General features: G+C 40.8%; 29 protein-coding genes and 1 tRNA gene. 13 read left to right on the top strand and 17 right to left on the bottom strand.

Annotated features, from left to right (window positions below; genetic code table 11):
• Positions 1-38: 38 nt before the first annotated feature.
• Positions 39-599, bottom strand: a complete 561-nt coding sequence (locus tag FCR06_RS18540) for a PEP-CTERM sorting domain-containing protein (protein WP_138502266.1) — start codon at positions 597-599, stop codon at positions 39-41.
• Between the two features lie 268 nt (positions 600-867).
• Between FCR06_RS18540 and FCR06_RS18535 the strand changes: the two genes are divergently transcribed.
• The gene (locus FCR06_RS18535) at positions 868-2070 is read left to right on the top strand and encodes an argininosuccinate synthase (RefSeq protein WP_138502264.1); all 1203 of its coding nucleotides are present in this window, start codon (positions 868-870) and stop codon (positions 2068-2070) included.
• 125 nt (positions 2071-2195) lie between these two features.
• On the opposite strand, the gene FCR06_RS18530 is transcribed toward FCR06_RS18535, so the two are convergent.
• A complete protein-coding gene (locus tag FCR06_RS18530) occupies positions 2196-2828 on the bottom strand; it encodes a DedA family protein (RefSeq protein ID WP_138502262.1) in 633 nt (210 codons plus the stop codon).
• Positions 2829-3316: 488 nt separating this feature from the next.
• Here FCR06_RS18530 and FCR06_RS18525 point away from each other — a divergent pair, with 488 nt between their 5' ends.
• A complete protein-coding gene (locus tag FCR06_RS18525; RefSeq protein WP_138502260.1) occupies positions 3317-3670 on the top strand; it encodes an STAS domain-containing protein in 354 nt (117 codons plus the stop codon).
• Between the two features lie 401 nt (positions 3671-4071).
• On the opposite strand, the gene FCR06_RS18520 is transcribed toward FCR06_RS18525, so the two are convergent.
• Both FCR06_RS18520 and rpsF read right to left on the bottom strand, forming a co-directional pair.
• Positions 4072-4632: an Npun_F5560 family protein gene (locus tag FCR06_RS18520; RefSeq protein WP_138502258.1), complete on the bottom strand. Its 561-nt coding sequence runs from the start codon at positions 4630-4632 to the stop codon at positions 4072-4074.
• Between the two features lie 254 nt (positions 4633-4886).
• The gene (gene rpsF / locus FCR06_RS18515) at positions 4887-5213 is read right to left on the bottom strand and encodes a 30S ribosomal protein S6 (RefSeq protein ID WP_138502256.1); all 327 of its coding nucleotides are present in this window, start codon (positions 5211-5213) and stop codon (positions 4887-4889) included.
• A gap of 402 nt (positions 5214-5615) precedes the next feature.
• Between rpsF and FCR06_RS18510 the strand changes: the two genes are divergently transcribed.
• Positions 5616-6389, top strand: coding sequence for a fumarylacetoacetate hydrolase family protein (locus FCR06_RS18510; RefSeq protein ID WP_138502254.1), 774 nt, complete (start codon positions 5616-5618; stop codon positions 6387-6389).
• Positions 6390-6392: 3 nt separating this feature from the next.
• On the opposite strand, the gene FCR06_RS18505 is transcribed toward FCR06_RS18510, so the two are convergent.
• Positions 6393-6872, bottom strand: coding sequence for a Tic20 family protein (locus FCR06_RS18505; RefSeq protein WP_138502252.1), 480 nt, complete (start codon positions 6870-6872; stop codon positions 6393-6395).
• Between the two features lie 81 nt (positions 6873-6953).
• A complete protein-coding gene (locus tag FCR06_RS18500; protein ID WP_138502250.1) occupies positions 6954-7151 on the bottom strand; it encodes a hypothetical protein in 198 nt (65 codons plus the stop codon).
• A 406-nt stretch (positions 7152-7557) separates the two neighbouring features.
• On the opposite strand from FCR06_RS18500, the gene FCR06_RS33615 reads away from it, so the two are divergent.
• Together FCR06_RS33615 and psaI are read left to right on the top strand one after the other, a co-directional pair.
• Entirely contained in the window at positions 7558-10482 is a 2925-nt protein-coding gene (locus tag FCR06_RS33615) for a hypothetical protein (RefSeq protein WP_223280192.1), read from the top strand.
• A 279-nt stretch (positions 10483-10761) separates the two neighbouring features.
• The gene (gene psaI / locus FCR06_RS18490; protein WP_138502248.1) at positions 10762-10902 is read left to right on the top strand and encodes a photosystem I reaction center subunit VIII; all 141 of its coding nucleotides are present in this window, start codon (positions 10762-10764) and stop codon (positions 10900-10902) included.
• A 437-nt stretch (positions 10903-11339) separates the two neighbouring features.
• On the opposite strand, the gene FCR06_RS18485 is transcribed toward psaI, so the two are convergent.
• The 6 genes from FCR06_RS18485 to FCR06_RS18460 form a co-directional block, all read right to left on the bottom strand.
• The gene (locus tag FCR06_RS18485) at positions 11340-11459 is read right to left on the bottom strand and encodes a photosystem II reaction center protein J (protein ID WP_073644363.1); all 120 of its coding nucleotides are present in this window, start codon (positions 11457-11459) and stop codon (positions 11340-11342) included.
• Between the two features lie 70 nt (positions 11460-11529).
• Complete coding sequence (locus tag FCR06_RS18480; protein ID WP_138502246.1) at positions 11530-11649, bottom strand: photosystem II reaction center protein L; 120 nt, start codon at positions 11647-11649, stop codon at positions 11530-11532.
• Between the two features lie 9 nt (positions 11650-11658).
• Complete coding sequence (psbF, locus tag FCR06_RS18475; protein ID WP_015115279.1) at positions 11659-11796, bottom strand: cytochrome b559 subunit beta; 138 nt, start codon at positions 11794-11796, stop codon at positions 11659-11661.
• A gap of 9 nt (positions 11797-11805) precedes the next feature.
• The gene (psbE, locus tag FCR06_RS18470) at positions 11806-12054 is read right to left on the bottom strand and encodes a cytochrome b559 subunit alpha (RefSeq protein ID WP_138502244.1); all 249 of its coding nucleotides are present in this window, start codon (positions 12052-12054) and stop codon (positions 11806-11808) included.
• Positions 12055-12241: 187 nt separating this feature from the next.
• Positions 12242-13261, bottom strand: a complete 1020-nt coding sequence (locus FCR06_RS18465) for a photosynthesis system II assembly factor Ycf48 (protein WP_138502242.1) — start codon at positions 13259-13261, stop codon at positions 12242-12244.
• Between the two features lie 182 nt (positions 13262-13443).
• Positions 13444-13779, bottom strand: a complete 336-nt coding sequence (locus FCR06_RS18460) for a rubredoxin (protein ID WP_138502240.1) — start codon at positions 13777-13779, stop codon at positions 13444-13446.
• 443 nt (positions 13780-14222) lie between these two features.
• Between FCR06_RS18460 and ndhC the strand changes: the two genes are divergently transcribed.
• The 3 genes from ndhC to FCR06_RS18445 are packed head-to-tail and all read left to right on the top strand — an operon-like array spanning position 14223 to position 15836.
• Positions 14223-14585 (top strand): photosynthetic/respiratory NAD(P)H-quinone oxidoreductase subunit C, encoded by a 363-nt coding sequence (gene ndhC, locus FCR06_RS18455; protein WP_138502238.1) that lies wholly within the window; start codon positions 14223-14225, stop codon positions 14583-14585.
• Positions 14576-15313: a photosynthetic/respiratory NAD(P)H-quinone oxidoreductase subunit K gene (ndhK, locus tag FCR06_RS18450; protein ID WP_138502236.1), complete on the top strand. Its 738-nt coding sequence runs from the start codon at positions 14576-14578 to the stop codon at positions 15311-15313. Before ndhC ends, ndhK begins: the two co-directional genes overlap by 10 nt.
• Entirely contained in the window at positions 15306-15836 is a 531-nt protein-coding gene (locus FCR06_RS18445) for an NAD(P)H-quinone oxidoreductase subunit J (RefSeq protein ID WP_138502234.1), read from the top strand. The genes ndhK and FCR06_RS18445 overlap by 8 nt, the downstream gene beginning before the upstream one ends.
• Positions 15837-15988: 152 nt before the next feature.
• On the opposite strand, the gene FCR06_RS18440 is transcribed toward FCR06_RS18445, so the two are convergent.
• Genes FCR06_RS18440 through FCR06_RS32785 form a run of 3 tightly spaced genes read right to left on the bottom strand, consistent with a single transcriptional unit; the run spans position 15989 to position 18170 of the window.
• Positions 15989-16651 (bottom strand): Rho termination factor N-terminal domain-containing protein, encoded by a 663-nt coding sequence (locus FCR06_RS18440; protein WP_223280191.1) that lies wholly within the window; start codon positions 16649-16651, stop codon positions 15989-15991.
• A gap of 26 nt (positions 16652-16677) precedes the next feature.
• Positions 16678-18009, bottom strand: coding sequence for a ParA family protein (locus FCR06_RS18435; RefSeq protein WP_223280190.1), 1332 nt, complete (start codon positions 18007-18009; stop codon positions 16678-16680).
• A 2-nt stretch (positions 18010-18011) separates the two neighbouring features.
• Positions 18012-18170 carry a hypothetical protein gene (locus FCR06_RS32785; protein WP_189523481.1) on the bottom strand — a complete coding sequence of 53 codons (159 nt, stop codon included), beginning with the start codon at positions 18168-18170 and terminating at the stop codon, positions 18012-18014.
• 69 nt (positions 18171-18239) lie between these two features.
• Here FCR06_RS32785 and FCR06_RS18430 point away from each other — a divergent pair, with 69 nt between their 5' ends.
• The 5 genes from FCR06_RS18430 (at position 18240) to FCR06_RS18410 (ending at position 23622) form a co-directional block, all read left to right on the top strand.
• The gene (locus FCR06_RS18430) at positions 18240-18470 is read left to right on the top strand and encodes a hypothetical protein (protein ID WP_138502228.1); all 231 of its coding nucleotides are present in this window, start codon (positions 18240-18242) and stop codon (positions 18468-18470) included.
• A gap of 847 nt (positions 18471-19317) precedes the next feature.
• Positions 19318-20685 (top strand): UDP-N-acetylglucosamine 1-carboxyvinyltransferase, encoded by a 1368-nt coding sequence (murA, locus tag FCR06_RS18425; RefSeq protein ID WP_138502226.1) that lies wholly within the window; start codon positions 19318-19320, stop codon positions 20683-20685.
• Positions 20686-20902: 217 nt separating this feature from the next.
• Positions 20903-21781 carry a M48 family metallopeptidase gene (locus tag FCR06_RS18420; protein ID WP_138502224.1) on the top strand — a complete coding sequence of 293 codons (879 nt, stop codon included), beginning with the start codon at positions 20903-20905 and terminating at the stop codon, positions 21779-21781.
• A gap of 396 nt (positions 21782-22177) precedes the next feature.
• The gene (locus tag FCR06_RS18415; protein WP_138502222.1) at positions 22178-23299 is read left to right on the top strand and encodes an alpha-hydroxy acid oxidase; all 1122 of its coding nucleotides are present in this window, start codon (positions 22178-22180) and stop codon (positions 23297-23299) included.
• 239 nt (positions 23300-23538) lie between these two features.
• Positions 23539-23622: transfer RNA gene (locus tag FCR06_RS18410), tRNA-Leu, on the top strand.
• A 288-nt stretch (positions 23623-23910) separates the two neighbouring features.
• Here the strand turns inward: FCR06_RS18410 and FCR06_RS18405 are convergent.
• Positions 23911-25146 carry a DUF445 domain-containing protein gene (locus FCR06_RS18405; RefSeq protein ID WP_138502220.1) on the bottom strand — a complete coding sequence of 412 codons (1236 nt, stop codon included), beginning with the start codon at positions 25144-25146 and terminating at the stop codon, positions 23911-23913.
• Positions 25147-25316: 170 nt separating this feature from the next.
• On the bottom strand, positions 25317-26009 hold the full coding sequence (gene ubiE, locus FCR06_RS18400) for a bifunctional demethylmenaquinone methyltransferase/2-methoxy-6-polyprenyl-1,4-benzoquinol methylase UbiE (protein WP_138502218.1): 693 nt from the start codon (positions 26007-26009) through the stop codon (positions 25317-25319).
• Between the last annotated feature and the right edge of the window lie 17 nt (positions 26010-26026).

The following is a 26026-nucleotide window of genomic DNA, read 5'->3' as shown; positions in this document are numbered from 1 at the left end:
TAAATAATAACGTCTCTACGTTAATTTTCATGCTGACTTTAGTTTGCTAGTCCAGATACTTTTTTCTTGCGCTTCATTCCCAAACCCATAGCAGTGGCGATCGCTACACTACCAACAGTCATCGATTCTGGTACTGGTGTACTCTTAGTGTAGGTTACTGTACCCAGCTCTGTTGTAGACAATAAGTCGGCACTGAGAATGCTATAAAATTTTGTTCCTCCTATATTTGGATTACCCGAATCCTTACCAATAAAAAACCGATCTTCAACCAAATAGCTCAGTCCTGACAGATTGCCATTTGTAAAACTGACTATAGGAGATGCTGGGTAATCAAAATCACTTGCCTGCGTATACTGAGTACCCAAGTAGTCAAACAAAATGGATAATCCATTGCTAACCCCTAGATTTTCCTCACCTATTCCGGTTAAGGTCGAGTCATCATACTGAAAAGAGCCAGAATATTGACCGGGATTCTGACCAGATGTTGCATTTACGGTGAAACCGTAATTAACCAAGGCAGCTTGTGTTGGTTTAGCAACAGCAGCAACCAAGATAGTAACTGCAAAACCAGCAATGATAATATCTTTAGCTAATTTCATCAGAAAATACTCCAAAGCTCAAAAATGAATAATTTTGTAGTTTCACTTAAATAAGCTTTGAACCAATGTATACAGGTTAAGAAATAACCAACAAAAGATGATCTTCGTTGAAAACCAGATCAAAAAATATTCGATCGCTTTATGAGCAGACTGGAATCTGAATTCTAACTCTTAACTCCTGCTATAGGTTGTTGCATGAAGAAAGTATATATGGATTAGTTTCGATATAATAATTACTCATTCTTTGTTTTCCTAACTGGAGAAATTAATGGGTCGCGCTAAAAAGGTTGTTCTGGCATATTCTGGCGGAGTAGATACCTCTGTTTGCATTCCTTACCTGAAACATGAGTGGGGTGTGGAAGAGGTGATTACCCTAGCAGCAGATTTGGGTCAGGGAGATGAATTAGAGCCAATCAGAGAAAAAGCCCTCAAATCAGGTGCAAGTGAATCCTTAGTAGCGGATGTTAAAGACAGCTTCGTTAAAGATTATGCTTTTGGAGCAATTCAAGCTAACGCCCTTTATGAAAATCGTTATCCACTAGGAACTGCCCTTGCCCGTCCGTTGATTGCCAAAGTATTAGTAGAAACAGCCGAAAAATATGGTGCTGATGCGATCGCTCATGGCTGTACTGGCAAAGGTAACGATCAAGTTCGTTTCGATGTTTCGGTTACCGCCCTCAACCCCAACCTGAAGATCCTTGCACCAGCCAGAGAATGGGGAATGAGCCGCGAGCAAACCATCGCCTATGGTGAAAAGTTTGGTATTCCCTCACCAGTCAAAAAATCTTCTCCTTACAGCATTGACAAGAATTTGCTCGGTCGTAGTATTGAAGCTGGTTCACTTGAAGATCCCTCATTTGAGCCACCAGAAGAAATCTATGAGATGACTAAAGCGATCGCTCACACTCCCAATGAACCAGAGTACATCGAAATTGGTTTCTACTGTGGTATTCCCACCACCCTCAATGGTTTAACTAAAAAGCCGACAGAGTTAATTGAACAACTTAATCAGCTTGTAGGAAATCATGGTGTTGGACGGATTGATATGATCGAAAACCGTCTAGTAGGTATCAAATCACGGGAAATCTACGAATCACCAGCGATGTTAGTCTTAATTCAAGCACATAGGGATTTGGAAAGTTTGACTCTCACAGCAGATGTTACTCATTACAAGCGTGGGATTGAAGAAACTTATAGCCAAATCGTTTATAACGGTCTGTGGTACAGTCCACTCAAAGCCGCACTGGATGCTTTTATTCAAAAGACACAACAGCAAGTATCTGGAACTGTGCGCGTGAAGTTATTTAAGGGTAATGCCACCATAGTTGGACGCTCGAGCGATAATTCTCTCTATAGTCCCGATTTGGCAACCTACGGAGCCGAAGATCAATTCGATCATAAAGCTGCTGAAGGCTTTATCTACGTTTGGGGACTACCAACTCGTATTTGGTCGCAGTTAACTAGGGGTTAGGGAGACGCAAAGAGTGGGAGACGCTCCGATCTAAAGACGCAGCGACGCAGAGAGTGTTTGTGATATAATTCCCTGCATCCTCTTTGGCCACGTCTGTTTGTCAGAGCGTCTTTGTGTCTACTGCTTCACTTCTCATTACCCATTTCTTTAACTTGACGAGACTCTAACCACACTGGAACAAAAATTAAAGTTGCCACGATCAGTAATGCTACGAGCGCAAATTTACTGGCCCAAGCAACCAATTGTTCTAAGGAGATAATTTTGCCAGCAAAGAAAGCTAATGTCACCATTAAACTAGCCCAAGCTACTGCTCCTAAAAAGTTGTATAAAAAAAATTTTCTAAAGGGCATTTCGGCTATACCAGCTAGTGGTGCAGCCAAAATCCGCAGCAATGCCACAAAACGTCCAACAAATATTGCTTTTGCACTATTTTGACTAAATTGCTCTTTAATATTGAGCATTCGCACTTCTGAAATCCGAAAGATGCTACCAACTTTTACCAGGAAAGGCCAACCGCTAACTCTACCAATCCAATAGCCACAAACCCCGCCAATTACAGCACCCATAATTGCGTTACCGAGAACCAGCCAGAAATTCAGTTCCTCGCTACCAGCTAAAAATCCACCCACTATGGTCACAGTTTCGCCTGGAACAGGAATGCCTAAATTTTCTAGCAAAATTCCCAAAAAGATTGCCCAATAGCCATAGTTGTGGGCGACTTCCTGGATGTTTTCTAGTGAAATCAGTTCTAAAGACATCCCGCACCGCCGTCTTTATAAATTTTTACTTTTACTATATCTTTGCTTGTTTTTGGCTAAGCTGTCAATGCAAACCGCTACATAGATTTATTGACTCAATTTTAATTTGGAATAATCCATATATTCTAATCTATGGTGATTATCAAATTTTGACTATTAATTATCATTTTTTTGAGTATCTACTACCACAAAACCATACTTTTGTAAGATAAATAAAAAATATTTATAAAAAATTTATAAATATCTTAGATAATTATGAAAATTTTGTAAAAGACGCAGCTGATACCGAATTTGTTAGGCGCTTATGCCTATATTGGGAAAAGTTATTACAAATTATACGACATGAATACTGAAAATATCTCTCTCAATTTCATGGCTGGAATTACCTAAATTTTGAGGTAAGACAGTGATTTTGCTGTTGAAAGAGAAAATGTATTTATGTCCTTTTTCGGTTTTTTGTTAAGTGTTCCAACTACCCTGTTAAATTCATGATTCTCACACAAGAACTTCAAGTGATTTTGTTCAAACCCCAAGCAAGCATCGATTTGGAAGTTGGTATGGCTTTGAGCGAACAGATGGCTGGAGTAGTGCCCCAACCCCATCAACTCTGGGTTATAGACTTAGCAGAAGTTAACTTTATGGACAGTTCTGGTTTAGTTCCTCTAGTAAAAGGTTTGAAAGCTGCACGTCAGAGCGGTTGTCGTTTAGTTTTATGCAACGTGCAAACTCCTGTAAGATTAATTTTGGAACTTACCCAATTAGATACTGTGTTTGAGATTTTTCACACTTACGATGACATCTTTACCACTATCAAAGATGAGACTCTGGTGCTAGCAGGCTAATAAATAAATCTACCTTGAGAAGGATGGTGGAGTCAAGCGAGTTTGCATTTATTTACACTATGATGTCTATCCTCACCTCGTCTTAAAGATAAGAGTCTGGTGCTAGTAGGCTAATCTCCTATTTTACCTAAAGAATCAATATTGAGGAAAACTCGTAGTTTTACAGCTACCTATGTAGCATGGTAAATGGCCAAAGTTAGTTAAAACAGATGCAATTATTTATTAGACTCCCCAGCCTCATGAAAGCATGGCTTTTCAAACATCCTTCGAGAGTAGTTTGAAAAGTTTATCGTCGTATACACATTTTTCGGAATAACCCAATCAAAATCCTCTTTTTAATCAGAGGAGTAAGGGGATCTAGAGTTTTAATCCATCAGTTAATGCTTTGAAAACATCCTCTTTTAAGCATTCTGGGGAGTAGAAATCTGAGTTTGTTCGGATACAGTCCGGGGAAAATTTGGCAAATCAATGCCGCTGTGACTAGAATTACGGGTTTTAATTGCTAAGCGGTAACTAACACTTTGCAGTTCTGCTTGTAGTTGGCGGTTTTCCCGTTGTAAGATTGCCACTTTTTCTCTAACTGGTGTCATTCGCTCCTCAAACTTCCGACGGTAAATTTGAGGCAACTCTTGGACTACTTGCTCCAACATCCGACTGCGATCGGTAAGTTCTTGGACTGACTGTCGCAATTGGTAAATTTCGGAGTCACGAGTTGATATTTGCTCTTGATAGAATCCTACCTGCTCTTCCACAGCTTGGAGTTGTTCTTGTAAAGCTTGTAACTGCGTGATATCGCGCTCAAGATCTGACTGCTGGGGCATAAAATTTGTATTACCTTTTACCAGCCGAAACAGTTCTTGAGATAACTGTTGCACTAATTGATCGCGAAGTTGCAACTCTTGGCGTAGTTGCGATACTTCGGTAGAGAGAGCTTGAATATTGGGTGTATTAGATTGGCTCACAGTAGCTTACATCTCCCATTCGGTATCTTGTCCAATCTTAGGTATAACTGCGGGAGTACTACCTTTGGCAAGTATTTGTTAATTTAGCATTGCGAGCCAACTTACTGGTAAAGAAAAAACAAAATTTTATTCAAGGGCATTAGCGATTGGTGACTGGGGGCTGGGTATGGAATACTCGATATTGAGAAAGTATTCCTAAAGTATTTATTTTTTAGTCCCCAGTCCCTAGTCTCTAGTCCCTAGTTTCCAGTCCCTTAAGCATTTGCAGCCGCTTTAGCGACTTTATTCTCTTCAAGTTCTTGCTTAATTGTGAGATAGCGAATTACTTCTTCACTCAAGCGCATGGCACGTTCAAAGGGAGCGATCGCAGTTGCAGGTGCAGTATAGTTTAACTGGATATAAATCCCATCCCGGTGTCTTTTAATTTCATAAGCCAGACGACGCTTACCTCGATTTTGAATTTGGATCTCCTCAACGCCTTGTTCACGAAGCAAATTCTGATATTTAGTAACAGCTTGCTCTACTTGTTCGTCTCCCAAGTCAGGACGCAGGATGTACATTGTTTCGTAACTTGTAGTCATTTTTTAGTCTCCTTATGGACAAATATGGCCGCCAGTGTAGATTTATACTAGACTCATAAAAATACTAGTATTGATCAACATCTGAAGCAACAAGGAACTATAATCTTACCAGTTTTCAATTTGAATCATTAGCCGATCCGCCCAACTTTGGATTTCATCTGTTGGATGTCCCTAATGAAATACTAGGTCGGCAGCTGACCCCCAGATTTCTTTAGCAAATAAGAATCCAGCTTTTGGTGTTCGCCAGCAAATCATCTAGCTATCAGCTTAGTCTTTCCCCAAGGACATCTGTAGCGATCGCTTATTTGCTCAAGGCTCAATCAGTTCCCAAAAAGCTAACTGAGGATTGCTAGTAGGCGCTTACAAGTTTTAATAAAAGACAAAAGGATATTCATCAAGGTTATGGCGCAGCGCTATGTGCGAATTCAAAATCAAGAAGGACAGATTTATTATGGGTTACTACAACTATCCCTCGACGTTCAAGTGCTAGATGCTCCGCCCTGGTTACAAGGGCAAGCCACTGATTTGACTTTGACGCCAGAAAATTACCAAATTTTGGCTCCCTGCGCTCCATCGAAAATTGTAGCGGTGGGCAAGAATTATGCAGATCATGCCGCAGAAATGGGAACTCCCGTGCCTTCTGAGCCGCTAATTTTTCTCAAGCCAACTACATCGATTATTCCCTCGGAAACGGAAATTAAATATCCTCCCCAGTCGCAACGAGTAGATTATGAAGGAGAGTTAGCATTAGTGATTGGCGATCGCGTTTTTGACTGTACACCAGAAATTGCCCAAACTAAAATTTGGGGCTACACAATCGCTAATGATGTAACAGCGCGGGATTTACAAAAACAAGATGGTCAGTGGACACGAGCCAAAGGTTTTGATACTTTCTGTCCCTTAGGCCCTTGGATTGTCCGGGAATTAAATCCGGGAGCAAGATTGCAGACTTTTGTGAATGACGACGCCAATCCAGTCCAATCTGCCTCTATCGACCAAATGGTATTTCCGCCAGATGTTTTAGTATCTTATATCAGTCAGGTAATGACACTATTACCGGGGGATGTGGTGCTTACAGGAACGCCTGAGGGTGTAAGTCGATTGCAACTAGGCGATCGCGTCCGTGTAGAAATTGAAGGTATTGGTCGCTTGGAAAACACCGTAGCGACCCGTTAAAGACTAACGAACTTGCATGTACACTGCATCAGAAATGGCTGGAATTTCTGCATAACGCCCAATCAAAGATTGGATGACTGAATATCCAACTGCTAGCACTACACCTATAAAGATAGTGTTAGCCACTGTTTCTATTGCAAAGCCAGTGCCAGGAACCTGTCCTAAAATTTGCACTAGTATGGAACATAAAAATATAACTATATCCAAAAGAATTGCCTGCATCGTGTTAAAACGAATGAAGTGACTGATTTTTTCGTTTCTTACCACCAATAAAAACAAGGCAAAGAACACGATTAGTTGTCCAAATTGTCCTAAACTACCGTAAATTATTAGTACTGGTTGCAGGGGTAAAAGCAGGACTCGTAATGCTGGAAAATCATTCAATAAAAACCTGCTAAAGATTAAACCATCTATTAAGGGCAGCAGGTAAGGTAAACAAGCAAAAATTCGATCCCAGACTGTTGTAGACCCGCGCCAAGACATTATGGATTCTCCTATGGTTATATTTGAACAGCTACTTGACCTTAGGATAACGCAGTTGCTTGCTCTTGCTGGCAAATTAAATTATTCTACATGGGCTATGCGAAAACCCATTACACACTCATACTGGTCTGGCTGTTGTTGAGTAAGTTTGCGAATGGCTTGACCACAACGCAGTTGACCGCCACGCCAACGGGGTTGACCACTGTCATCAGCGAGTAAACAAGACTGGCAAACTTGCTCAGGGGCAAGGATTTGCTCGTCCATTAAAATGACTAGCATCTAATCCCTCCTGTAAATTTTCATTGTCACCGACATTTGACTTCAAGAAGCACACTCGTTGTAGCGGTCTAAACGGACAACGCACTGTCAGCTATACTGATTTGCGATCGCCAACTATACTTAAGAGCTACATCCTAAGTGTTAGTAGCAAAAATGCAGATGTGACAATTAAATCAAAATTGTCAAGTGAATCTTAATTTATTGTATGTTCTGTTCTGTTGAAGATTGGATTGTTTACTGAAAAAGGCTGATTCTAGGGTATTGACTTTAGGAAAATTTAAGTATATGAAACTAAGTTAACCTAATAGCCTTTTTAAGGATGCAATTACAAATTACTGGGGTAAACTTGCAAACAAGCTAATACACAATATTACTGGGCGGCTTGTCGGTCTGGGCATCACTCACAATGGAACACTGGCAATTTCTGATACAGAAGCAAGGCGATCGCTCCTGGCATATCCTAGAATCGCCGAATTTAGAAATTTTGCAAGGGCAGTATAGAGTTCTGGCTCGTTCTAACCTGCAAAATACAGATGTAGAAATCCGGGTCACTCACTTTTTAACAGAGGAAGTTACACCAAAACAGCGAATTTTCAAGCGATTGCGTCGCACTAACTCAGAAGGCTTAATGGCGGTAGTTCCCTTTACTTACTTTGAGCCAGGAGTTTGGGAATTACGCTGTTCGGGCGATTTGATGTCCGATATGCTTGGTAAATCTTGGCAATACTGCGTCCAACTGCAAGTCCTGTCTGAGGAAGCAGGGGGGGCAGGCGAGCAGGCGAGCAAGGGAGCAGGCGAGCAAGGGAGCAAGGGAGAAGTTGCAGTAAGTCTTTCTTCTGTGCCTCTTGGCAATGACGCCACTTGCTCTACTTCAGGAGATACGTCGGTTCCTCCAATTGAGGAGACCAGAAGACCGGAGCAGCTTGCCAAGACCGCAGTGACTCCCCCATGCCCCATGCTTGATGCTCCATACGTTGTGGAAACACCAGAACTGGCAATGGGTATCCCCACAGAACTACTAATTCCTATAGATAGCAGCGCTGACACAGTTGTTGTGCCAGATGCAACCAAACAAGAAGATACAGATAACACAGTTGATACAGCTATCGTGCCAAATGTAACCAAACAAGAAGATGCAGATAGCAGTGCTGACACAGTTGTTGTGCCAGATGCAACCAAACAAGAAGATATAGTGATCGATGAGCCTGTCAGTCCTGTATGGCTCAAAGGTGAGACGGCAGAACAAATTTTACAAAATTTAATAGAATTAGCTTTACCGACTTCTGAACCGCTGTCCAAAGATGAAAAGGTTATAGATTCTTCAGCAACACAACCCCTGCCACCATTATTGCTAACTTTAGATCGGGATACTTATATTGCTCGTTGGGGACAAGCTCTCACAATTAATGGGCAGGTAGAACTTGAGGAAAAAACGAATCTAGAATTAGCTGAAACATTATCTTCAAAAAGTGCCCGTGGACTCGAATTAAAAATTGAACTGCGATCGCCCTTAGAGTCGCAAATCTTGACCCAGGTAGGCCAATCCTTACCAGACCAACAACTGCCTTTCACTATCAATACTTCGATTGATATTCCTGCTGAATGTGAATCAAAATTAATTTTGGCAGATATCAGTTTATATGGTAAATTTGCCGACATTGGTGAAGTTATACATTTAGCCAGCCAGTCCTTCACCATTACAGCAGACGTAACACAATTACTGGCAATCACAGCCGTAGCAAAATCTAGCACATCATCAAATGACCTGATAGCACCATCGTCCTGTGCTAGCTCCACAGAATCAAAGGCAGCTGTTAAGCTCGATTTAAAATTATTGAATCTGGTCAAACTGCGAAAAACAGACCAGCCTTTGCTAATCAATTCATCGCCAAATACACCTCTACCACCGCAAATTAATCTGCAAGTTCTTCGAGAAACCACCCTACGAACATCTCAACTGAAGAATTYAGCAAGTTCACCTCAATTACCGAAACTGCCCCCCATTCAAACGGATGTCAATACTCCCACAGATGTTGTTGCTGAATCTCCTACACAGAGCGAACTTCTAGAAAAGGATGCGACCATAGCTACTATCAACTTGGAGCAGTTAGTTATCAGGCAACGTCGAATACCAGTACTCGACAGGACTTTTCCATACTTGAAACGGCTACAAATGCCAAGTCCTAAAGAAGAAGTAAAAGATAATGCCCTAAATATATCGGAAATTAAAGTGACTGAGGACATACCGAATTCGGACACAATTATCAGTGAAGATAAAAATACAACTGAATTACTAGCCCAACCAAATTCAGAAATCCAAGAAGAATCTGTTGCTCAAGTACTAGCTCAACCAAATTCAGAAATCCAAGAAGAATCTGTTGCTCAAGTACTAGCTCAACCAAATTCAGAAATCCAAGAAGAATCTGTTGCTCAAGTACTAGCTCAACCAAATCCAGAATTCATTCAAACAAAACTTTACTCATCTCCCTTACTCAGGAAATGGATACACAGCCAAGGATATTCTTTGCCTGAACCTATAAATGAACTGCTACCACAAGGTGACGATAACTACGTTCTAAATCAGCAAACGCCGCTTTCTGTTAGCCCAGAAACTGCCAATGGTCAAGTTGATGTTATTGATGTCAACTCATCATTAAGTATAGATACTAACACAGAAATACTGGAATACACAGATATAGTAGACAAAACAGACCTGATTATAGAGGAAAATACAGAAGTAGAAAAAATCTTAGAAGAACCGATATTTTTGCCACCTTTATCACAAATACCGCCCCCTCCTCCGATAAACACAAATATACCATCAGCTTGGTTGGCGCAAGAAATTGTTGTAGATGATACCTATAGTGAATTAGAAGCCGATGCAACCAAGAGTTATGCCTTGGAACAACAGGAGCAACCAGCATTAGATTTATTTCATCTCCTATCTATAAATACGGTAGCCATTGAGCCTTTACCAATTCCCCAACTGCATGTACCAGAGGGCGAACTAATAGCTGGCAAGTCTGTGATAGTACGTATAGTATTGCCTGAAGTCTCTCGACAAGTTGCTATCAAATTATGGGTTGAAGATTATCAAACTCGTTGGTTATTAGACGGTCCCCATTTACTGACAAATTTATTACCTAACGCCTTGGGAGGACTGGAAGTGATCACCCAATTAAATATTCCCTTTGGCTGTTTGGAAATTCGTTTGGAAGCGATCGCTCTAGAGCCGACAACCCAACAGGAGAGTCATAAAGTCACAATAGTACGTACTGTGATTCCTCCAGACTTACCAAACTTAGAGCTAGATGAGCTATTGGGTATATGACTGTTGATGGTTAACTGTTGAGAGCCAGTTGCTTGTGCGATCACAGACGCTACGCGAACAAGCCTCTTAACCCGTCCAACGCACTAGATCCTGTCAACTGTTGATTGAGGAGTTAGGAATTTTACCTCGGCCTCCCTCATCTCCTCATGCATACTCCTTACTCCCCACCTCCCACTCGCAATATGGGCTGTGTTAAAAATCTTTAGAATTTAAAAAATCTGGCACACTTTGCAGTAAGCTCATCTTGAATTGTAGTGTGATTTAACAGGAACTTTTACTATGGCATTTGAATTTTTGCCTACGATGTTGGCTAGCACTTCCTACCTGCCTGCTATCTTCGTTCCGATCATTGGTTGGATTGTACCAGGTGTGGTATTCGCATTTCTGTTTTTATACATAGAAAGCGAAGATATTGCTTGATTGGTTTATGAGTTAATTGGTAATAGGTAATATATTGCTTAACTTTTTACCAATTACCTGAATATTACAGCAGAATTCAGAAGTCAGAATTGGTAAACTCGCAAGTAAATAAGCTTTATACCTAGCTTTAAGACGAATCGTTGCGTACTTTACCTTCTGGGAAATCTGCTGTAATTTTCTAGTAACTTCATTGAATTTATTATAGAGTTAATAGGCCGTACACTATGAGTGGGAAATTCACAAGTCAAAATTGTTAAAGTAAAAGAGAAGTAAAAGAGGCTTAACGTCAGGGTATCAAGCTTAAGTTTTGTACTTCACCTTCCTTGAAATAAGTTGCAAACAACCGCCTGTCTCAGAGAGATAGACGGTTGTTTAATGCTGATTTCTCAACAAATGCTAAAAAATTCAGACTTTATAGTATTCTGTTCAAACTAGTTTTAGATTGAAGAACCAAGCCCGGCGTAGGCACCATAAAAGAAAATGCCTAAGACTGTAATTACACCTAATCCTGCGACCGTAGCGACGACCCACAGGGGAATTCTCCCACTTCCAGACACAGCTTATTTCCTCCCTTAAGAAMAAATCAACACACGTTCAATAAAAAAAGATTAACAACAGTAGTTCTAGTTAATTAAAGAAGTAACTAGAAAACAGAATTCCCAGAACGAAAATCATCAATAGTCCCAGGTATAGCGAAGTCCGGTTTAATTCAACCGGTTGGTTATTAGGATTGGGCGATCTTTCCATAACTTGCTCCTAGCGTTGAATAAATTGCATTGCGGCGATCGCGCCTAAAAAGAATACAGTTGGTACACCTAAAGTGTGAACAGCCAACCATCTGACAGTAAAAATTGGATAGGTAACTGGTTGATTGATGTTATTACCGCTAGTCATGATCTCAAACTACTTTCCAATAAATTGTTCAACTTGCTTTTTCGCTTCAAAACGGTTCTTCACGATTGGCACTTCCTGCCGCGCTGGTGTGAAATATTCATTAGGACGCGGTGTGCCAAAAGCATCATAAGCCAGTCCAGTGCTGATAAATAACCAACCAGCAATAAACAATGCGGGGATGGTGATGCTATGAATTACCCAATAACGAACGCTGGTAATGATATCCGAAAACGGACGTTCTCCAGTGGTACCTGACATTTAAATCCCTACCTTCACAAAGAATGTATTGAGTTTATTATCCTACAAAGTTTAGAAAGAGTTACAAGTTGCAACGTTCTTCTCAGAAATAGTGATTGGGAATATGGGGGGTGGGGTGATGGGGTGGTGGGATAAAATTTTCTCCCCATCTCCTGATCTGCTCATCTCCCCATTTCTCCTGCCCCCATTAAGTTGCTTGTGAAGAAGTTGTTTCTGGGTTTGGAAGATATTTGAGCAAGACACCGCGATCGCCAATTATAAATCCTTGGTCTGGTTGGAAGAAAACAATCTTGTACAAATTAGCAGCTACTCCTTCTACCTCACGGTCTTTTTCCCAGGTTTGGCCGCCGTCGGTACTGCGTAGCAAATTACCGCTACCGCCACCGAGCCAAATTTCATTGGGTGTGCGGAATGCCAAATCCAGTAAACCCCAACTGGTGGATAATTCCGGATTTTGTGCTTTTTGCCATTCTTCAGGTTTAGTTGGTTCGCTAAACTGGATTTGACCTCCTCTGGCTAGCATCCATAACTGACCACTGTCAGCAAAACCCATGTTTTCTACCCGCCGAGAACTATTGCGGTTATGAGGAACCCAAGCATTTTGCCCTGGTTCCCAAGTTGAGTAGAAGTTACCCTTAGCGGAAACAGCAACATATTTGCCATCAGCAGAACGTTCTAAGTTACGCACTACACCAACTGCTGACTCCACTTGGGCTTTCCAGTTTTTCCCTCCGTCTGTAGTCTGATAGATGGCTCCCACATCAGTAGCCAACTCGGCTTTGCTGTCTGCTAGTGCTTTAATTGCGATCGGGTTACCCGGTAGCTTTTCGCTCAGAGCAATCCGTGACCAAGAAGCACCATTATCAGTGGTATGAATTAAAAATCCAGGTTCTCCAGCAATCCAGCCTTCTCTCCCAAAAAAACTTACTGAGTTAAAGCGATACTTTTGCTCATCTAGTTGCAGTGTTATTGGTTTCCAAGTATCACCTCCATCATTGGTTTCCAATAGTGTGGCACTGCTACCGACTAAGTAGCCATGCTGAGGATTATCAGTAAAAGCAATATCTAGCAACTTCGCATCTGTTGGCACAGAAATGATTTTCCAAGGGTTGTAGTTAACAGAGGGGACTTTGCTACAACCTATACACATCAGAACTACGAGTAACAAGGCAAATATTCGTTGCCAACTTTTTAGAATTGAATGCATCAGTATCTCTTAGATTGGTTCTAAATTTGTGTAGGGGTTTTCTAAAAGGTTTAGCTTAAAGGCTATAGTCGCTTTATAGACTTGGTAAAACAGAATGAGGGTCTGTTGAGAATTCAGAATTCACAATTGAGAACTCCTAACTCAGCAGTTAACACTCAGTAATCAGCACTCTCAAGCGGGTCTTATTGTAAACCGTAGAGACTGAGAAAAAACAAAAATGCAACAGCCAAAGCGCCAAAAATTAGGATATTTTTTTGGATTGGCGTTAAGTTATTGACACCCAAACCGTAACCGAGATTTTCTTTGAAGCCGGATGCAGTACCTACAGGACCAATGTTGGCAAAAACCGTTTTCTTGGCACTACAAACTGGACAGCGCCAAGTGACTGGGAGTTCTGCAAAAGCTGTTCCTGGAGTAATGTCATGTTTGTCGTCTCCCTTTTCGGGTTCGTATACATAACCGCAGGCGCGACACTCATAGCGGTCTAACACTGAAGTCTCAACAGCTGGTTCGCTCATGACTAAGGCCTCGCAGAGGAGAAATCTTAAATATACGTTAAAAATTATGACATAACTGTTAGACTTTTCTATCAATACCAAAAACGAATCAAATACCTGAAGTGCATTTGTTTCGTAGATTTCAGAAAAATCAAAAAGATATAATGTAAAAGAAAGTAACGCAATTCAAGGGATTGGGTACTGGGGGTTAGGTATTGGTAATTGGACATGGGGCATAGGGCATTGGAGAGAAGCAGAGGGTAAAAACTTACTGCAACTCCTCTCTTGCTTCCCAGTTCCCAATCCCTAGTTTCCACTTTCGATGACTTTAATCCCCACTGGGCTTTGCCCCGCTTTGCTAACGTGGGGGCCGCGAGTTCCCCATCTCCCCTAATCCCCACTTGGTGGGGGCCCTGAGTTCCCCACTCCCAACTTAAATACTTCATAAGCGGTAGATACTCATTGTGTTTGTCCTCAGCGGTTACGAGTACTTTCTAGGCTTCTTAATAGTCTGTAGCCTAGTTCCTGCCTTAGCGCTCTCAGCATCCAAGCTCCTACGACCCAGTGGTTATAGCCCTGAACGGCGTACCACTTATGAATCTGGAATGGAACCCATCGGGGGAGCCTGGATTCAGTTCAATATCCGCTACTACATGTTTGCCCTGGTCTTTGTAGTCTTTGATGTGGAGACTGTGTTCTTGTATCCTTGGGCGGTAGCTTTCCATCGTCTAGGGTTATTGGCATTTATTGAAGCGCTAGTCTTTATTGCAATTCTTGTAGTCGCTTTAGTTTACGCATGGCGTAAAGGAGCTTTGGAATGGTCTTGAATTCTAACTTAATAACCCAGGACAAAGAGCGAATCATCAACCCTATTGATCGTCCGACAATCACTCAAGACCTTTCAGAAAATGTGATTTTGACCACGGTTGACGATCTCTACAACTGGGCACGGCTTTCTAGTTTATGGCCGTTGCTATTTGGCACTGCTTGCTGCTTTATTGAATTTGCAGCTTTAATCGGCTCACGATTTGATTTTGACCGTTTTGGACTAATTCCTCGTTCTAGCCCCCGCCAAGCCGATTTAATTATTACGGCAGGGACAATTACTATGAAGATGGCACCTCAACTGGTGCGGCTTTATGAACAAATGCCAGAACCGAAGTATGTAATTGCAATGGGAGCTTGCACGATTACTGGTGGGATGTTCAGTGTTGATTCTCCAACGGCAGTGCGTGGAGTTGATAAACTGATTCCTGTGGATGTGTACTTGCCTGGTTGTCCTCCTCGTCCAGAAGCAATTATCGACGCGATTATTAAGTTGCGGAAGAAAATTGCTAATGATTCGATGCAAGAGCGGAATAAAATTAAGCAAACTCACCGCTATTACAGCACGACTCATAACCTCAAACCAGTAGAAGAAATTTTAACTGGGAAGTATTTGCAGTCAGAAACTCGCTCTGTACCACCAAAAGAATTGACACAAGCGATTGGTATGCCAGTACCACCTGCATTGCTGACAGCAAAGACACAAAAGGAGGAACAAACTCGTGGCTGAAGAAGAATCTAAACCAATACCAGCAGCCAAAGAAGAGTCATTGGTAGAAGCTGGTAAAGTTTCTCAGTGGTTAACAGAAAATGGTTTTGGGCATGAGTTTTTGCCACCAGACAAAAACGGGGTAGAGATAATTAAGGTGGAGCCAGATTTCTTGCTCCCCACCGCTACAGCCCTGTATGCTTATGGGTTTAATTATCTCCAGTTTCAAGGTGGTATTGACCTTGGGCCAGGACAGGAATTGGTGAGTGTATATCACTTGATTAAAGTGGGTGATAATAGCGATCGCCCCCAAGAAGTCCGCTTAAAGGTGTTCTTACCACGAGATAATCCAAAACTGCCTTCAGTGTATTGGATTTGGAAGACCGCTGATTGGCAAGAACGCGAGTCTTACGATATGTTCGGCATTATTTATGAAGGACACCCAAATCTCAAACGACTTTTGATGCCAGAAGATTGGGTAGGTTGGCCTTTGCGGAAAGATTATGTCTCGCCTGATTTTTACGAATTGCAAGACGCTTATTAATTAGTGCTGAGTTTCATCAGTGATTAACCCCTTTCCGGGTTGCGGAGAGGGGTAATGTTTTTTAACGCAAAGGGGCGCAAAGGAAAGTGCAGAGGTTCGCAAAGGAGGAGAGAAATATTTGGAGACAAGCTCGATTGGAGGAAGACTGATCGCTACTTTGAAGGCTTACTCAATACTTTAACAAGATCGTCTTTTTTCATTTTAGTGATGCCAGTAATTCCTTGTTTTTTTGCCATCACTTTTAGATCGGCTGTTGTCATTGTTTTGAGAACACCGATATCAGTAGTTGTATCTGGCATTGGTTGAGGAGTTAGATAAAACACTTGATTTAAAGCATCAAGTTTTTTACCTTTGGTAATGCCACACTTTAAATCAACAATTGGATCTAATGTCTTCCAATATTCACGAGGAGCTTCATCAATTCGGTTTGTAGCTATAGCAGGTTTAACTGCTTTGAGAATGCTATCTGGTTGCTTGACTAAATACTCTAATGCTGCTTTAATTTCATCCCTAGATGCCTTAGAGAGATTGATTTTTGGAATTTCTTCTCCTGCCAATACTTTTGTGACTCCAATTGTCTCATTACTACCATCGGTAATAATGCACCAAACACGATCTAAACCAGCGGCTTCTGCAATTGCATAAATGAAAGAGTTAGCAATGACTTGATACTTATTTTTGCCAGTTTCTTTTACAATTACCGGAATCCAATTTCTTCCACCTTTTTGATTCAGTAAATGAGCTGAAGCTTTAATTAAAAATTCAGGTGCATCAGTTCCTTCACCAGGGTCAATTTCATCTAAATATAAATGCATCAAGTTTCCAATATCGCTGAGGCTACTCATTGTAAAAAATACTCCTTTGCTAGATTTTTGTAATATTCATGAGCAGATCGATCTCGATAAACCGCAGGAATACGTGAGAAAACTGAACCAGCTATGTTAGCGTAGCTTGGAACCTGATGAATACGAAGGTCTTTGTTGGCATTGGTATACTTGGGATAGAAGTAAGGCAGTAAATCAAATCCCTCTTTTTTAGCAGTTTTAAGAATATTATTAATTTCTTGTTGAGTAACTGCTATCTGAGGTAATGTAATCTTTTCTCCATTGAAAAAAATTGGCAATGGAATAGGGCTACCATCAGCTTTTTGAGATTGGACTTCAGGAATGAATTTCTTGATTGCTATTGCTGCATTTTCTAAAGAGAAAAGATTGTTATGCTTTGTGGGAATGAGAACGACATCAGCCGCATATACAGCTAGCTGGCTAAACACTCGCCAATTGGGTGGTGGATCTATCAAAATATAGTCGTATTCTTGCCTTGAGAACTCTAATTTGTCATAAAGAGTGTGAAATTTTAAGTAATTACGCAACAGATTTTCAGATGCATCTGTCAGTTTTAGATCGGCAGGAATAATATCAAATCTAAGTTCTGAATTAACCTTCCTTAGAGGGAATTTATAAGGATGTAGAGAACTTTGAAGTTCTATATTCCGTTCTGTAAGAGCCTCAAATACACTACCATTACTTAATGGAAGACCTAAATAACTCGTTAAATCTTGTTGATTTGGATCGAAATCAATCGCTAGAACCTTTTTCCCTAAAAAAGTTAAGATAGCTGCCAAATTAACAGTAGTTGTCGTTTTACCTACCCCACCTTTGTTGTTATAAATTGCAATGGTTAAGGCTTTAGTGGGATTTTCAATTTTTTTCCGAATTGAAGCAACTACATTATCAATATTATCTGCATCAAGTGGAAGACACTGTGTTGCAGGATAAATCACTTTTCCATGCTTGCGAAACAGTTGAATATGGCAAGAATTAGTAATAATCCCCCACTGGACTGTTTGACAATTAGGTGCAAGTAGATAACGCTTCAGTTGATGAACCGTTTTTTGATACTGTGCAGTATTTACAGATAGGTTAATATCCCTCCCTTTCAACTCCAGTAGCAGATATGGATTAGATTTTGTATGTAAAAAAATATCATCTTTAATGGTTTTCCTAGCTGCTTTATCAACATCTCCGTCACCAGTGTTATATTCTGGATGAATTTCTTCAGATTGAAACCCTAATGCTCTCAGTAAGTGAGGAGCGAAAAGGTCGTTAACAACAGGTTCAGGTGCATTTTCGGGCAGGCTTTGTAAGGCCGCTCGAAGACTTGTAAGTGTCATGCTCATAGTGTGGGGTGACTTCCAGCAATGTCTAAGTCTAGTGTTCCCACTTGGCGACGGCTCTTTTGCATCTCCAGCTTAATTGATGCCGCAGCTACGCCCGTCATAGCGAAAAGTCGGAGCAGCGGCTTCCGCCAATCTGAACTTTTCAAGACAGACATCGCTGGACTTAATAGCTACGATAAGATGCTTGGATATAGAAGTTGAACAAAAAACAGGAAATTATAGCTATGTCAAAAATTGAAGATTTTGGAGTGAGTGTAGAAGAGTATTCAGATGAATTAGCAGCAGGTATTGACGTTTTGGAATTGAAGCGGTTAGAAGCAAGTGGAATTCTAACAAATCTAGCTTTAGAAATGATGTCAATTGTATCAAAGGTAATCAATGGCACGGCTACCCCTGAAGAAGTTGTTAGAGGAATTATGATTCTGATACCATCCTTGAGAAAACAAATTAAATAGTTGGTAATTCGCTTTAATTACTTTGATTGAAAGTTTTATAGTTAATCTCAAGTTAGCGATCGCATTTTCTCAAAATATACTCCTTCAATAGGAAAATGCTCAACTCGTCAGAGCGATCGCCCTTAAAAAACCAACCCATGACTACTATCAATGCCTATATAACCCTTATTCATGAATGTTACAATAACAATTCAAAGTTACTTGTTTTTAAATTATCTAAATAAATAACTTTTTATTTTTTTAATATATAATAACATATATATTTATAGTGATAAATATTTTATAAATTGTACTTAATAATAGCTAATTAATTTATTTTAGATGACACAGTTTGAAAATTGCCCAAGTTTTATCACTGAAGGAAACTCTTATATAACTCAAACATATTTGATAAAAGTATAAATAAAAAATACAATAATTAGAGATTATATTCTACGTCTTTCCCGAAAATATTATGGTCTTCTAAAAAATAAGAAATGGTAAAATAGTCGATTAATTAATTAGTTGATTATTTTAAGTATCAAACTATATCTATATAAATCAATTCATCCCTTCATTCAGCAATGCTCTAAAATATCCATTGGAGTATTGATTTTTAGTAAATACCTAAGTTAGATTATTGAGTATTTTTTGTTACTTGTAAGTACTACTGAGCCAGTCTTTTTTGTTAAAGTTCTCAAAAGCTTGAAAAGCTTACTAGTGCTGGTTTTGATTGTTAATTTATGAGTAAAAACATAATTTTTCAATCACAGATGTTGTTCTAAAACGTGGACAAATTGAATCTTTACTGTAGAATCAAAACCAACTTCAGACATATAAAATACATATTAATTTTGGAGGTAGGATTATTAATCCTTCTAGCAGCTTACCAGATGCCAAATTTGCTCCCAAAGCGGACTCCTCAGTCTTGCAAATTTGGGGTGGGCATCCTTTGCGAGGTGATGTAAAAATTAGTGGGGCAAAAAATGCAGCATTAGTAATCATGGCTGGAGCATTGCTGTGTCCAGGTGATTGTCGCATCCGCAATGTTCCCTTGTTAGCGGATGTAGAGAGGATGGGTCAGGTGTTATCGGCTTTGGGTGTACGTTTAAAACGCCAGGGCGACATCTTAGACATCAACGCCAGCGAAATTAAAACATCAAAAGCTCCCTACGAATTAGTTACCCAGTTGAGGGCAAGCTTTTTTGCCATTGGTGCGATTTTGGCAAGACTGGGAGTAGCGCAGATGCCCTTACCAGGTGGTTGTGCTATCGGAGCAAGACCAGTTGATTTGCATGTCCGGGGACTGCAAGCAATGGGAGCGGAGGTGCAAATTGAACATGGCATTTGTAACGCCTACGTTCCTGGTAGCAACCGCAGGTTAAAAGGAGCGAAAATTTATTTAGACATCGCCAGTGTCGGAGCGACGGAAAACTTGATGATGGCGGCTACCTTGGCAGAAGGCGAAACAATCATTGAAAACGCTGCTAGAGAACCGGAAGTAGTTGATTTAGCTAACTTCTGTAATGCGATGGGAGCAAAAATTACTGGGGCAGGGACTAGCAGAATTATCATCGAAGGAGTCCCCAAGTTGCATTCTGTTGATTACAGTATTATCCCCGATCGCATTGAAGCAGGAACGTTTTTAGTAGCAGCAGCAATTACCCGCTCAGAACTTATGCTCTCACCGGTCGCTCCAGAACATCTCATACCAGTGATTGCCAAGCTGCGCGATATTGGAGTGACAATAATCGAGGAAGCACCTGAACACTTACGTATTCTCCCAGCAAAAACCCTGAAGGCAACAGATATTGAAACCCAATACCATCCAGGTTTTCCTACAGATATGCAAGCGCCGTTCATGGCTTTGCTGACATTAGCCGAAGGCGACAGCGTAATTAACGAATCTGTCTTTGAAAATCGCTTGCGTCATGCCTCAGAGTTAAATCGTTTGGGAGCAGATATTCGTGTCAAAGGCAATGCTGCTTTCGTTAGGGGAGTACCGAAGCTGTCTGGTGCACCAGTATTAGGTACTGACTTGCGAGCATCCGCAGCACTAGTATTAGCAGGACTAGCAGCAGAAGGACAAACCACAATTCAGGGATTACAACACCTTGATCGCGGCTATGATCGACTTGATGCGAAGTTGCAGCAATTGGGAGCTAAAATCCTACGAGTGGGAGAAGTATCAACAGATGCACAAATCCTTCCCAGTGTCACTAGCCTATCAAGTTGAAATTGATAAGTTGAGATTGATGCTCTGATGAGGTGATGAGGTGATGCAAAGAGCATTTCACCCCATCACCCGACCATCCTATACTCCCAATGCCCAATGCCCCCTAAATATCTTAGTGGGTAATGCCGACCCGACTTAATCGCTATACTATCTTTGGGAGGCTGTTTCATTTAACCAGCCAGATTCCATAGTTGTATTTTTTATAGCTTGCTGCACTATGTCTTTCTTCAAAACCCCCCTGATTGGTTTAAAAGCTGACTCATTTCGTCATCCATTAGACCTGGAAGCTACTAATGCGCTCAAGCAGATACCAGGCATCGATATGTTGGTGCGAAATTGGCTTGGCCCAATGGCAGAGCAGGTTTTTTATGTAGAAAATATTGCCTCAAGCGTTCTGGTGAGTGAGAAACAATTGCCTGATTTACATCAGTTGTTGTTACAAGCCTGCAAAATCTTGGATATAGAGCCTCCTCAATTGTATGTCCGACAGCATCCAGCTCCCAACGCTTATACTTTTGCTGTACGGGGTAAGCAACCTTTTATAGTTGTGCATACTTCCTTAATTGATATCCTCACACCAGAGGAAATCCAAGCAGTAATTGCCCACGAGTTGGGACATCTCAAGTGTGACCATAGCGTTTATTTGACACCTGTAAATTTACTAATATTAGCTGCGGCAATTGTGCCGAATGTCGGAGCCTTTATTGCCCAAGCAATACAAGCACAACTTTTGGAATGGGTGCGCTGTGCTGAGTTTACCTGCGATCGCGCTGCATTGTTAGCAACCCAAGACCCTAAAGTTGTTATGTCCGTATTGATGAAACTAGCTGGTGGTTCTCCCACTTTAGCACCGCAATTAAACCTCGATGCCTTTGTTGCCCAAGCCCGCGCTTACGATGATATTAGCAAGACTGAACTTGGTGAAATGGTCAAAGCTGCCCGTACAGCCCAATTAACTCATCCGGTACCAGTGCTACGGGCGCGAGAAATTGACCGCTGGGCAAGCAGCACAGAATATCAATCTCTAATTCAAGGTCACGGATTTAAATCTACTGATGGTGAAGTTGCACCCAAAGGCGGGTGGCGAAACTGGTGAATTTACCAGAATCACTAGGCAAGGCAATATCTCTTGAGCAAATAATTCGTAATTCGTAATTCGTAATTCGTAATTCGTAATTAAGAATTTGCGAATTATGAATTAAGAACACAAGCTTTTTAATTATTAATAAAAAACCGGAACAAGCAATAGACGAACCAGAAGCACTTTCCTCAAATAATCCTTTACGTTCCAAAGCGATAGATTTTTATCGACTTTAAAGACCACGTTAGAAAGAAATAAAAATATAGAAGATGAGGATAGAAATTTAATTATACATTTATCACCTATTTATGAACAAAAATTAGAAGAATTATTAAATAGGTTCCTTAGCGATATATCATAATTTTGATGGAATTAAAAAGACATTCCATCACTTAACCCACGGTCGCTACCATGACAGTTGTACCCAACGATGATCGCTTTCAACCTATTAACCTCTTTGAATACGAAAAACTCGCAAAACAGTATCTATCCCAAATGACACTTGATTACTACAGTAGTGGTGCTTGGGATGAAATCACCTTGCGAGATAATCGTATTGCCTTTGAGCGAATCAAGCTGCGACCTCGGATATTAGTTGATGTTAGCGATCGCCATCTCAATACCTCCATTTTAGGACAACCTCTGCAACTACCTTTACTAGTTGCACCGATGGCTTTTCAATGTCTAGCTCATCCCGATGGAGAAATTGCCACCGCCTCAGCCGCAGCATCAGCTGGTGTCGGCATGGTGTTAAGTACAATGGCAACAAAAAGTATTGAAGAAGTAGCAAGCGCTTGCGAACACTTTCCAGATTCTCTGCGCTGGTTCCAGCTTTATATCCACAAAGACCGGGGATTGACTCGTGCTTTGGTAGAAAAAGCATATAAAGCAGGTTACAAAGCACTTTGTCTAACTGTAGATGCACCAGTTCTCGGACAGCGTGAAAAAGATAGACGTAATGAGTTTGCTTTACCTGTAGACCTACATTTGGCTAATCTTGCAACTATATCAGGGATAGATATTTCCCATGAAAAAGGCGAATCTGGGTTATTTACCTATTTTGCCCAACAGCTAAACCCAGCAGTCACTTGGAGGGACTTGGAATGGTTGCAGTCCATATCTCCACTACCTCTAGTACTCAAAGGAATTTTACGCTCAGATGATGCATTGCGGGCTGTAGAATATGGAGCCAAAGCAATTATTGTTTCTAATCATGGAGGCAGACAACTCGACGGTGCGATCGCTTCTTTAGATGCTCTAGCAGAAATAGTAATAGCAGTCAATGGTAGGTTAGAAGTAGTGTTGGATGGAGGCATCCGTAGAGGTACAGACATTCTTAAAGCTTTAGCATTAGGAGCAAAAGCGGTACTTATCGGACGACCGATTTTGTGGGGACTAGCTGTAGCAGGACAAGCTGGTGTATCTCATGTCATCTCACTTCTCCAAGACGAGTTAAGTTTGGCAATGGCACTTAGCGGCTGTGCCAAGCTAGAGGATATTGACCCTAGTTTATTAATGTTTACACGCCTTTAAGCGCTGAAGTTAAGTGAATCCCTATAAGAGTAAACAGTAAAAATACAGGACTCAAATCATTGAGACATCCTAAGCAGAGAATTCTCTGTTTGGAAATACTTGCCAGCTATGTAATACAGCTAAATAGTATATTGGCGTAAATACTTAAAACTATTAATTTAGCAATACTTTGAAAATCAATCTTCAGATTTGTTGCTGCAAAATCACTCAATATAGTATAATAGTTAAGTTGAATATAAGGGCGGGTGGCGAAACTGGTAGACGCACCACACTCAAAATGTGGCGACCTTGCGGTCATAGGAGTTCGATTCTCCTCCTGCCCATTAGTTAAAAATCGGACCTGAAGCTAACTGGTTAAATAACCTCTACTAAGCGTGACGAACAGCTTCTAACTCTGGCTGAATTTGCTCCACAGGTAGCCAGTGCTAGAGCTTTTTTCAAGGACAGATAGTCATTAGTTATTGGGGCGATACTTGCGGGGGGCTACGTCAACGCATTCACAAGTGTTCAGAGCAAAACTAAATAAAAACAATAGTGATCGCTTTTTACTTAAACCTCGTGTTCAAAGGCGATCGCTTAATTTTATTCCGACAACTATACTTTGATAAAATTTAAAATTGACTCAAAAGTAAAAACCCTGTTTGAAATAATCCCACAACAAAACCTAAAATACCGCCTAAAGTTACAATTGCCTGTAATTCGTTTTTGACAATTCCTTCAATAGCAGCTTCTAAATCAGCAGGAGAAGTAGATTTCACACGGTCAACAATCACTTCATCTATGGACAAAATCGGAATCACTTGTGCCACTATTGCTTCTAAATCTTTTTCCAAATACTTCTCTAAAATAAAAGCTAATTCTTGACTCATTACTTCTAAAGAAGTATTGACAACGGGTGAAGTACTCAGACGATTCAACAGCACTACAGCAATATTTTCCCAATTCACAGAATCAGTTAACCCTTGTAGCAAATCGCTGCCACTTGTTTGCACGTAATGACGGACACTTTCACGTGTAGTCTTTCGTAGTTGGCGTACCGTTCCAATTGGTAAGTTTTGTAATGATAAATTTTGCAGTAATTTCCGAATGCGATCGCGCACTTGCAAATCTTGAGTTAATTCCTGCAAGCGAGTATTGGTAGCCTCTTTTTCATCTAAACAAAAAGTCCTTAGTCGGGTGAGAGTATTACGTAAACCAAATAAATTTGCCACTACCCAGTAGGTACCACTGGTTTTTTCCCGAAAGCCTTCATCAATAATTTGAATTGTGCGATCAGTCAAAAAATCAACTATTACTTGCCGCAATACATCTGGTGGTAATATTACTTGCAATAACCAATCAGCAAGCCGTGTGGCTTGTTCTTCAGTCAGTTGAAACTCTAGCAATATCTGGTCAAAAACTTGATTTATTTGCGCTTCCAAAAAGTCTTCTCGTCGCGCCAAAACCTTCAGTAATCTTGGCAAGGATTCTCCTATTAAATCCCGCAAAATTCCTGCTACGATTTTCGCACTCTTTTGGTTTTTATCTGTTTTGATTTGTTCGACCGCTAACCGTAATAACCAGAGAATTGCTGCTTGTACCCGTTCTGTTTGTAACAGACGCCGTGCCAGATTTTGCAATTCTTGTGGCGTTAATAGCGACCCCATAATTGTATTGGAAATGTTCTGAGCCAGACGTTCTTGGTTGCGGGGAATTAATCCAGGGGTAAAGGGTACTCTTCGTCCAGCAATATAAATTGCTCGGTAGGGACGGAACAACATTTTGATGGCTATATCATTTGTAAAATAGCCAATAATTCCACCCAGTATTGGGGGAGAAACATAAAGCCAAAGATGAGACCAGTCCACAGAATTTGGGATTTAGAATTTGAGATTTTGAATTCTAGATTAGAAATTAGGTATTAGGGATTGTTAATTGGCGGTTATTAGTCGTGAGTTATCTTTCAATAACTACTAACGAATTTCAATTAGTTATTACCTGTTCCGCAGCCCCCAATCCAAAATTGCAAATCTAAAATTTAAAATTTACTGACTACTAGCACTCCCATCATACCGTTCGCAATGGGGTAGTGTGTGGCAACGGTAAAACCAACTTGATGAGCTAACTCTACTTGCTTTTTGCCGAGGGGAAAGCGGTCTAAGCTGGGACTAATGTAAGCATATTCTTCCTTTAAGCCCAAAAAATCTGCAACTGGAACCACAAAACTATCCAGATACCATTGCTGAAAGCCGCGTAGCTGAGGATTACTCGGTTGATGAAAGTCTAAAATCGCCGCTTTAGCACCCGGTTTCAGCACACGGTATAGCTCTTGGAGACTGCGGGGAATATCTTTAACATTTCTTAAACCATAGCCCATTGTTGCGGCATCAAATTCGTTATCATTAAAGGGTAAATTTAACACGTCGGCTTCTACCCAGGCAATAACAGGTTCGGGGTACTGCTTTTGCGAGCGTTCTTTAGCAGTTTTTAGCAGGTTTGCAGAAAAGTCTACTCCATACACTCGTCCTGTTACTCCTACACGCCGTGCCAAACGAAAAGCTAAATCACCGCTACCGCAACACAAATCTAGTGCAGTATCACCTGATTTAGCAGCACTCCATTTGACTGCCATTTCTTTCCAGATTCGGTGTTGTCCAAGACTCAACCAATCGTTCAACTGGTCATAAACTGGAGCAATGCGGTTAAAAATGGACTGAATTTCGTTAGTCATTAGTTATTTAGTCGTTA

This window comes from Nostoc sp. PA-18-2419, from assembly GCF_005869855.1.
In the GTDB taxonomy this organism is placed as follows: Bacteria; Cyanobacteriota; Cyanobacteriia; order Cyanobacteriales; family Nostocaceae; genus Nostoc.
Note: the sequence above shows the minus strand (reverse complement) of the source record. Positions and strands in the feature narration are given on the sequence as shown.

Bases quoted from the DNA above. Each gene is read 5' to 3' on its own strand.
- FCR06_RS18540 (WP_138502266.1), bottom strand. From the start codon at position 599: ATGAAATTAGCTAAAGATATTATCATTGCTGGTTTTGCAGTTACTATC.
- FCR06_RS18535 (WP_138502264.1), top strand. From the start codon at position 868: ATGGGTCGCGCTAAAAAGGTTGTTCTGGCATATTCTGGCGGAGTAGAT.
- FCR06_RS18530 (WP_138502262.1), bottom strand. From the start codon at position 2,828: ATGTCTTTAGAACTGATTTCACTAGAAAACATCCAGGAAGTCGCCCAC.
- FCR06_RS18525 (WP_138502260.1), top strand. From the start codon at position 3,317: ATGATTCTCACACAAGAACTTCAAGTGATTTTGTTCAAACCCCAAGCA.
- rpsF (WP_138502256.1), bottom strand. From the start codon at position 5,213: ATGACTACAAGTTACGAAACAATGTACATCCTGCGTCCTGACTTGGGA.
- FCR06_RS18510 (WP_138502254.1), top strand. From the start codon at position 5,616: ATGGCGCAGCGCTATGTGCGAATTCAAAATCAAGAAGGACAGATTTAT.
- FCR06_RS18505 (WP_138502252.1), bottom strand. From the start codon at position 6,872: ATGTCTTGGCGCGGGTCTACAACAGTCTGGGATCGAATTTTTGCTTGT.
- FCR06_RS18500 (WP_138502250.1), bottom strand. From the start codon at position 7,151: ATGCTAGTCATTTTAATGGACGAGCAAATCCTTGCCCCTGAGCAAGTT.
- psaI (WP_138502248.1), top strand. From the start codon at position 10,762: ATGGCATTTGAATTTTTGCCTACGATGTTGGCTAGCACTTCCTACCTG.
- FCR06_RS18480 (WP_138502246.1), bottom strand. From the start codon at position 11,649: ATGGAAAGATCGCCCAATCCTAATAACCAACCGGTTGAATTAAACCGG.
- psbF (WP_015115279.1), bottom strand. From the start codon at position 11,796: ATGACTAGCGGTAATAACATCAATCAACCAGTTACCTATCCAATTTTT.
- psbE (WP_138502244.1), bottom strand. From the start codon at position 12,054: ATGTCAGGTACCACTGGAGAACGTCCGTTTTCGGATATCATTACCAGC.
- FCR06_RS18465 (WP_138502242.1), bottom strand. From the start codon at position 13,261: ATGCATTCAATTCTAAAAAGTTGGCAACGAATATTTGCCTTGTTACTC.
- FCR06_RS18460 (WP_138502240.1), bottom strand. From the start codon at position 13,779: ATGAGCGAACCAGCTGTTGAGACTTCAGTGTTAGACCGCTATGAGTGT.
- ndhK (WP_138502236.1), top strand. From the start codon at position 14,576: ATGGTCTTGAATTCTAACTTAATAACCCAGGACAAAGAGCGAATCATC.
- FCR06_RS18440 (WP_223280191.1), bottom strand. From the start codon at position 16,651: ATGCATTTATATTTAGATGAAATTGACCCTGGTGAAGGAACTGATGCA.
- FCR06_RS18435 (WP_223280190.1), bottom strand. From the start codon at position 18,009: ATGACACTTACAAGTCTTCGAGCGGCCTTACAAAGCCTGCCCGAAAAT.
- FCR06_RS32785 (WP_189523481.1), bottom strand. From the start codon at position 18,170: ATGTCTGTCTTGAAAAGTTCAGATTGGCGGAAGCCGCTGCTCCGACTT.
- FCR06_RS18430 (WP_138502228.1), top strand. From the start codon at position 18,240: ATGTCAAAAATTGAAGATTTTGGAGTGAGTGTAGAAGAGTATTCAGAT.
- FCR06_RS18420 (WP_138502224.1), top strand. From the start codon at position 20,903: ATGTCTTTCTTCAAAACCCCCCTGATTGGTTTAAAAGCTGACTCATTT.
- FCR06_RS18415 (WP_138502222.1), top strand. From the start codon at position 22,178: ATGACAGTTGTACCCAACGATGATCGCTTTCAACCTATTAACCTCTTT.
- ubiE (WP_138502218.1), bottom strand. From the start codon at position 26,009: ATGACTAACGAAATTCAGTCCATTTTTAACCGCATTGCTCCAGTTTAT.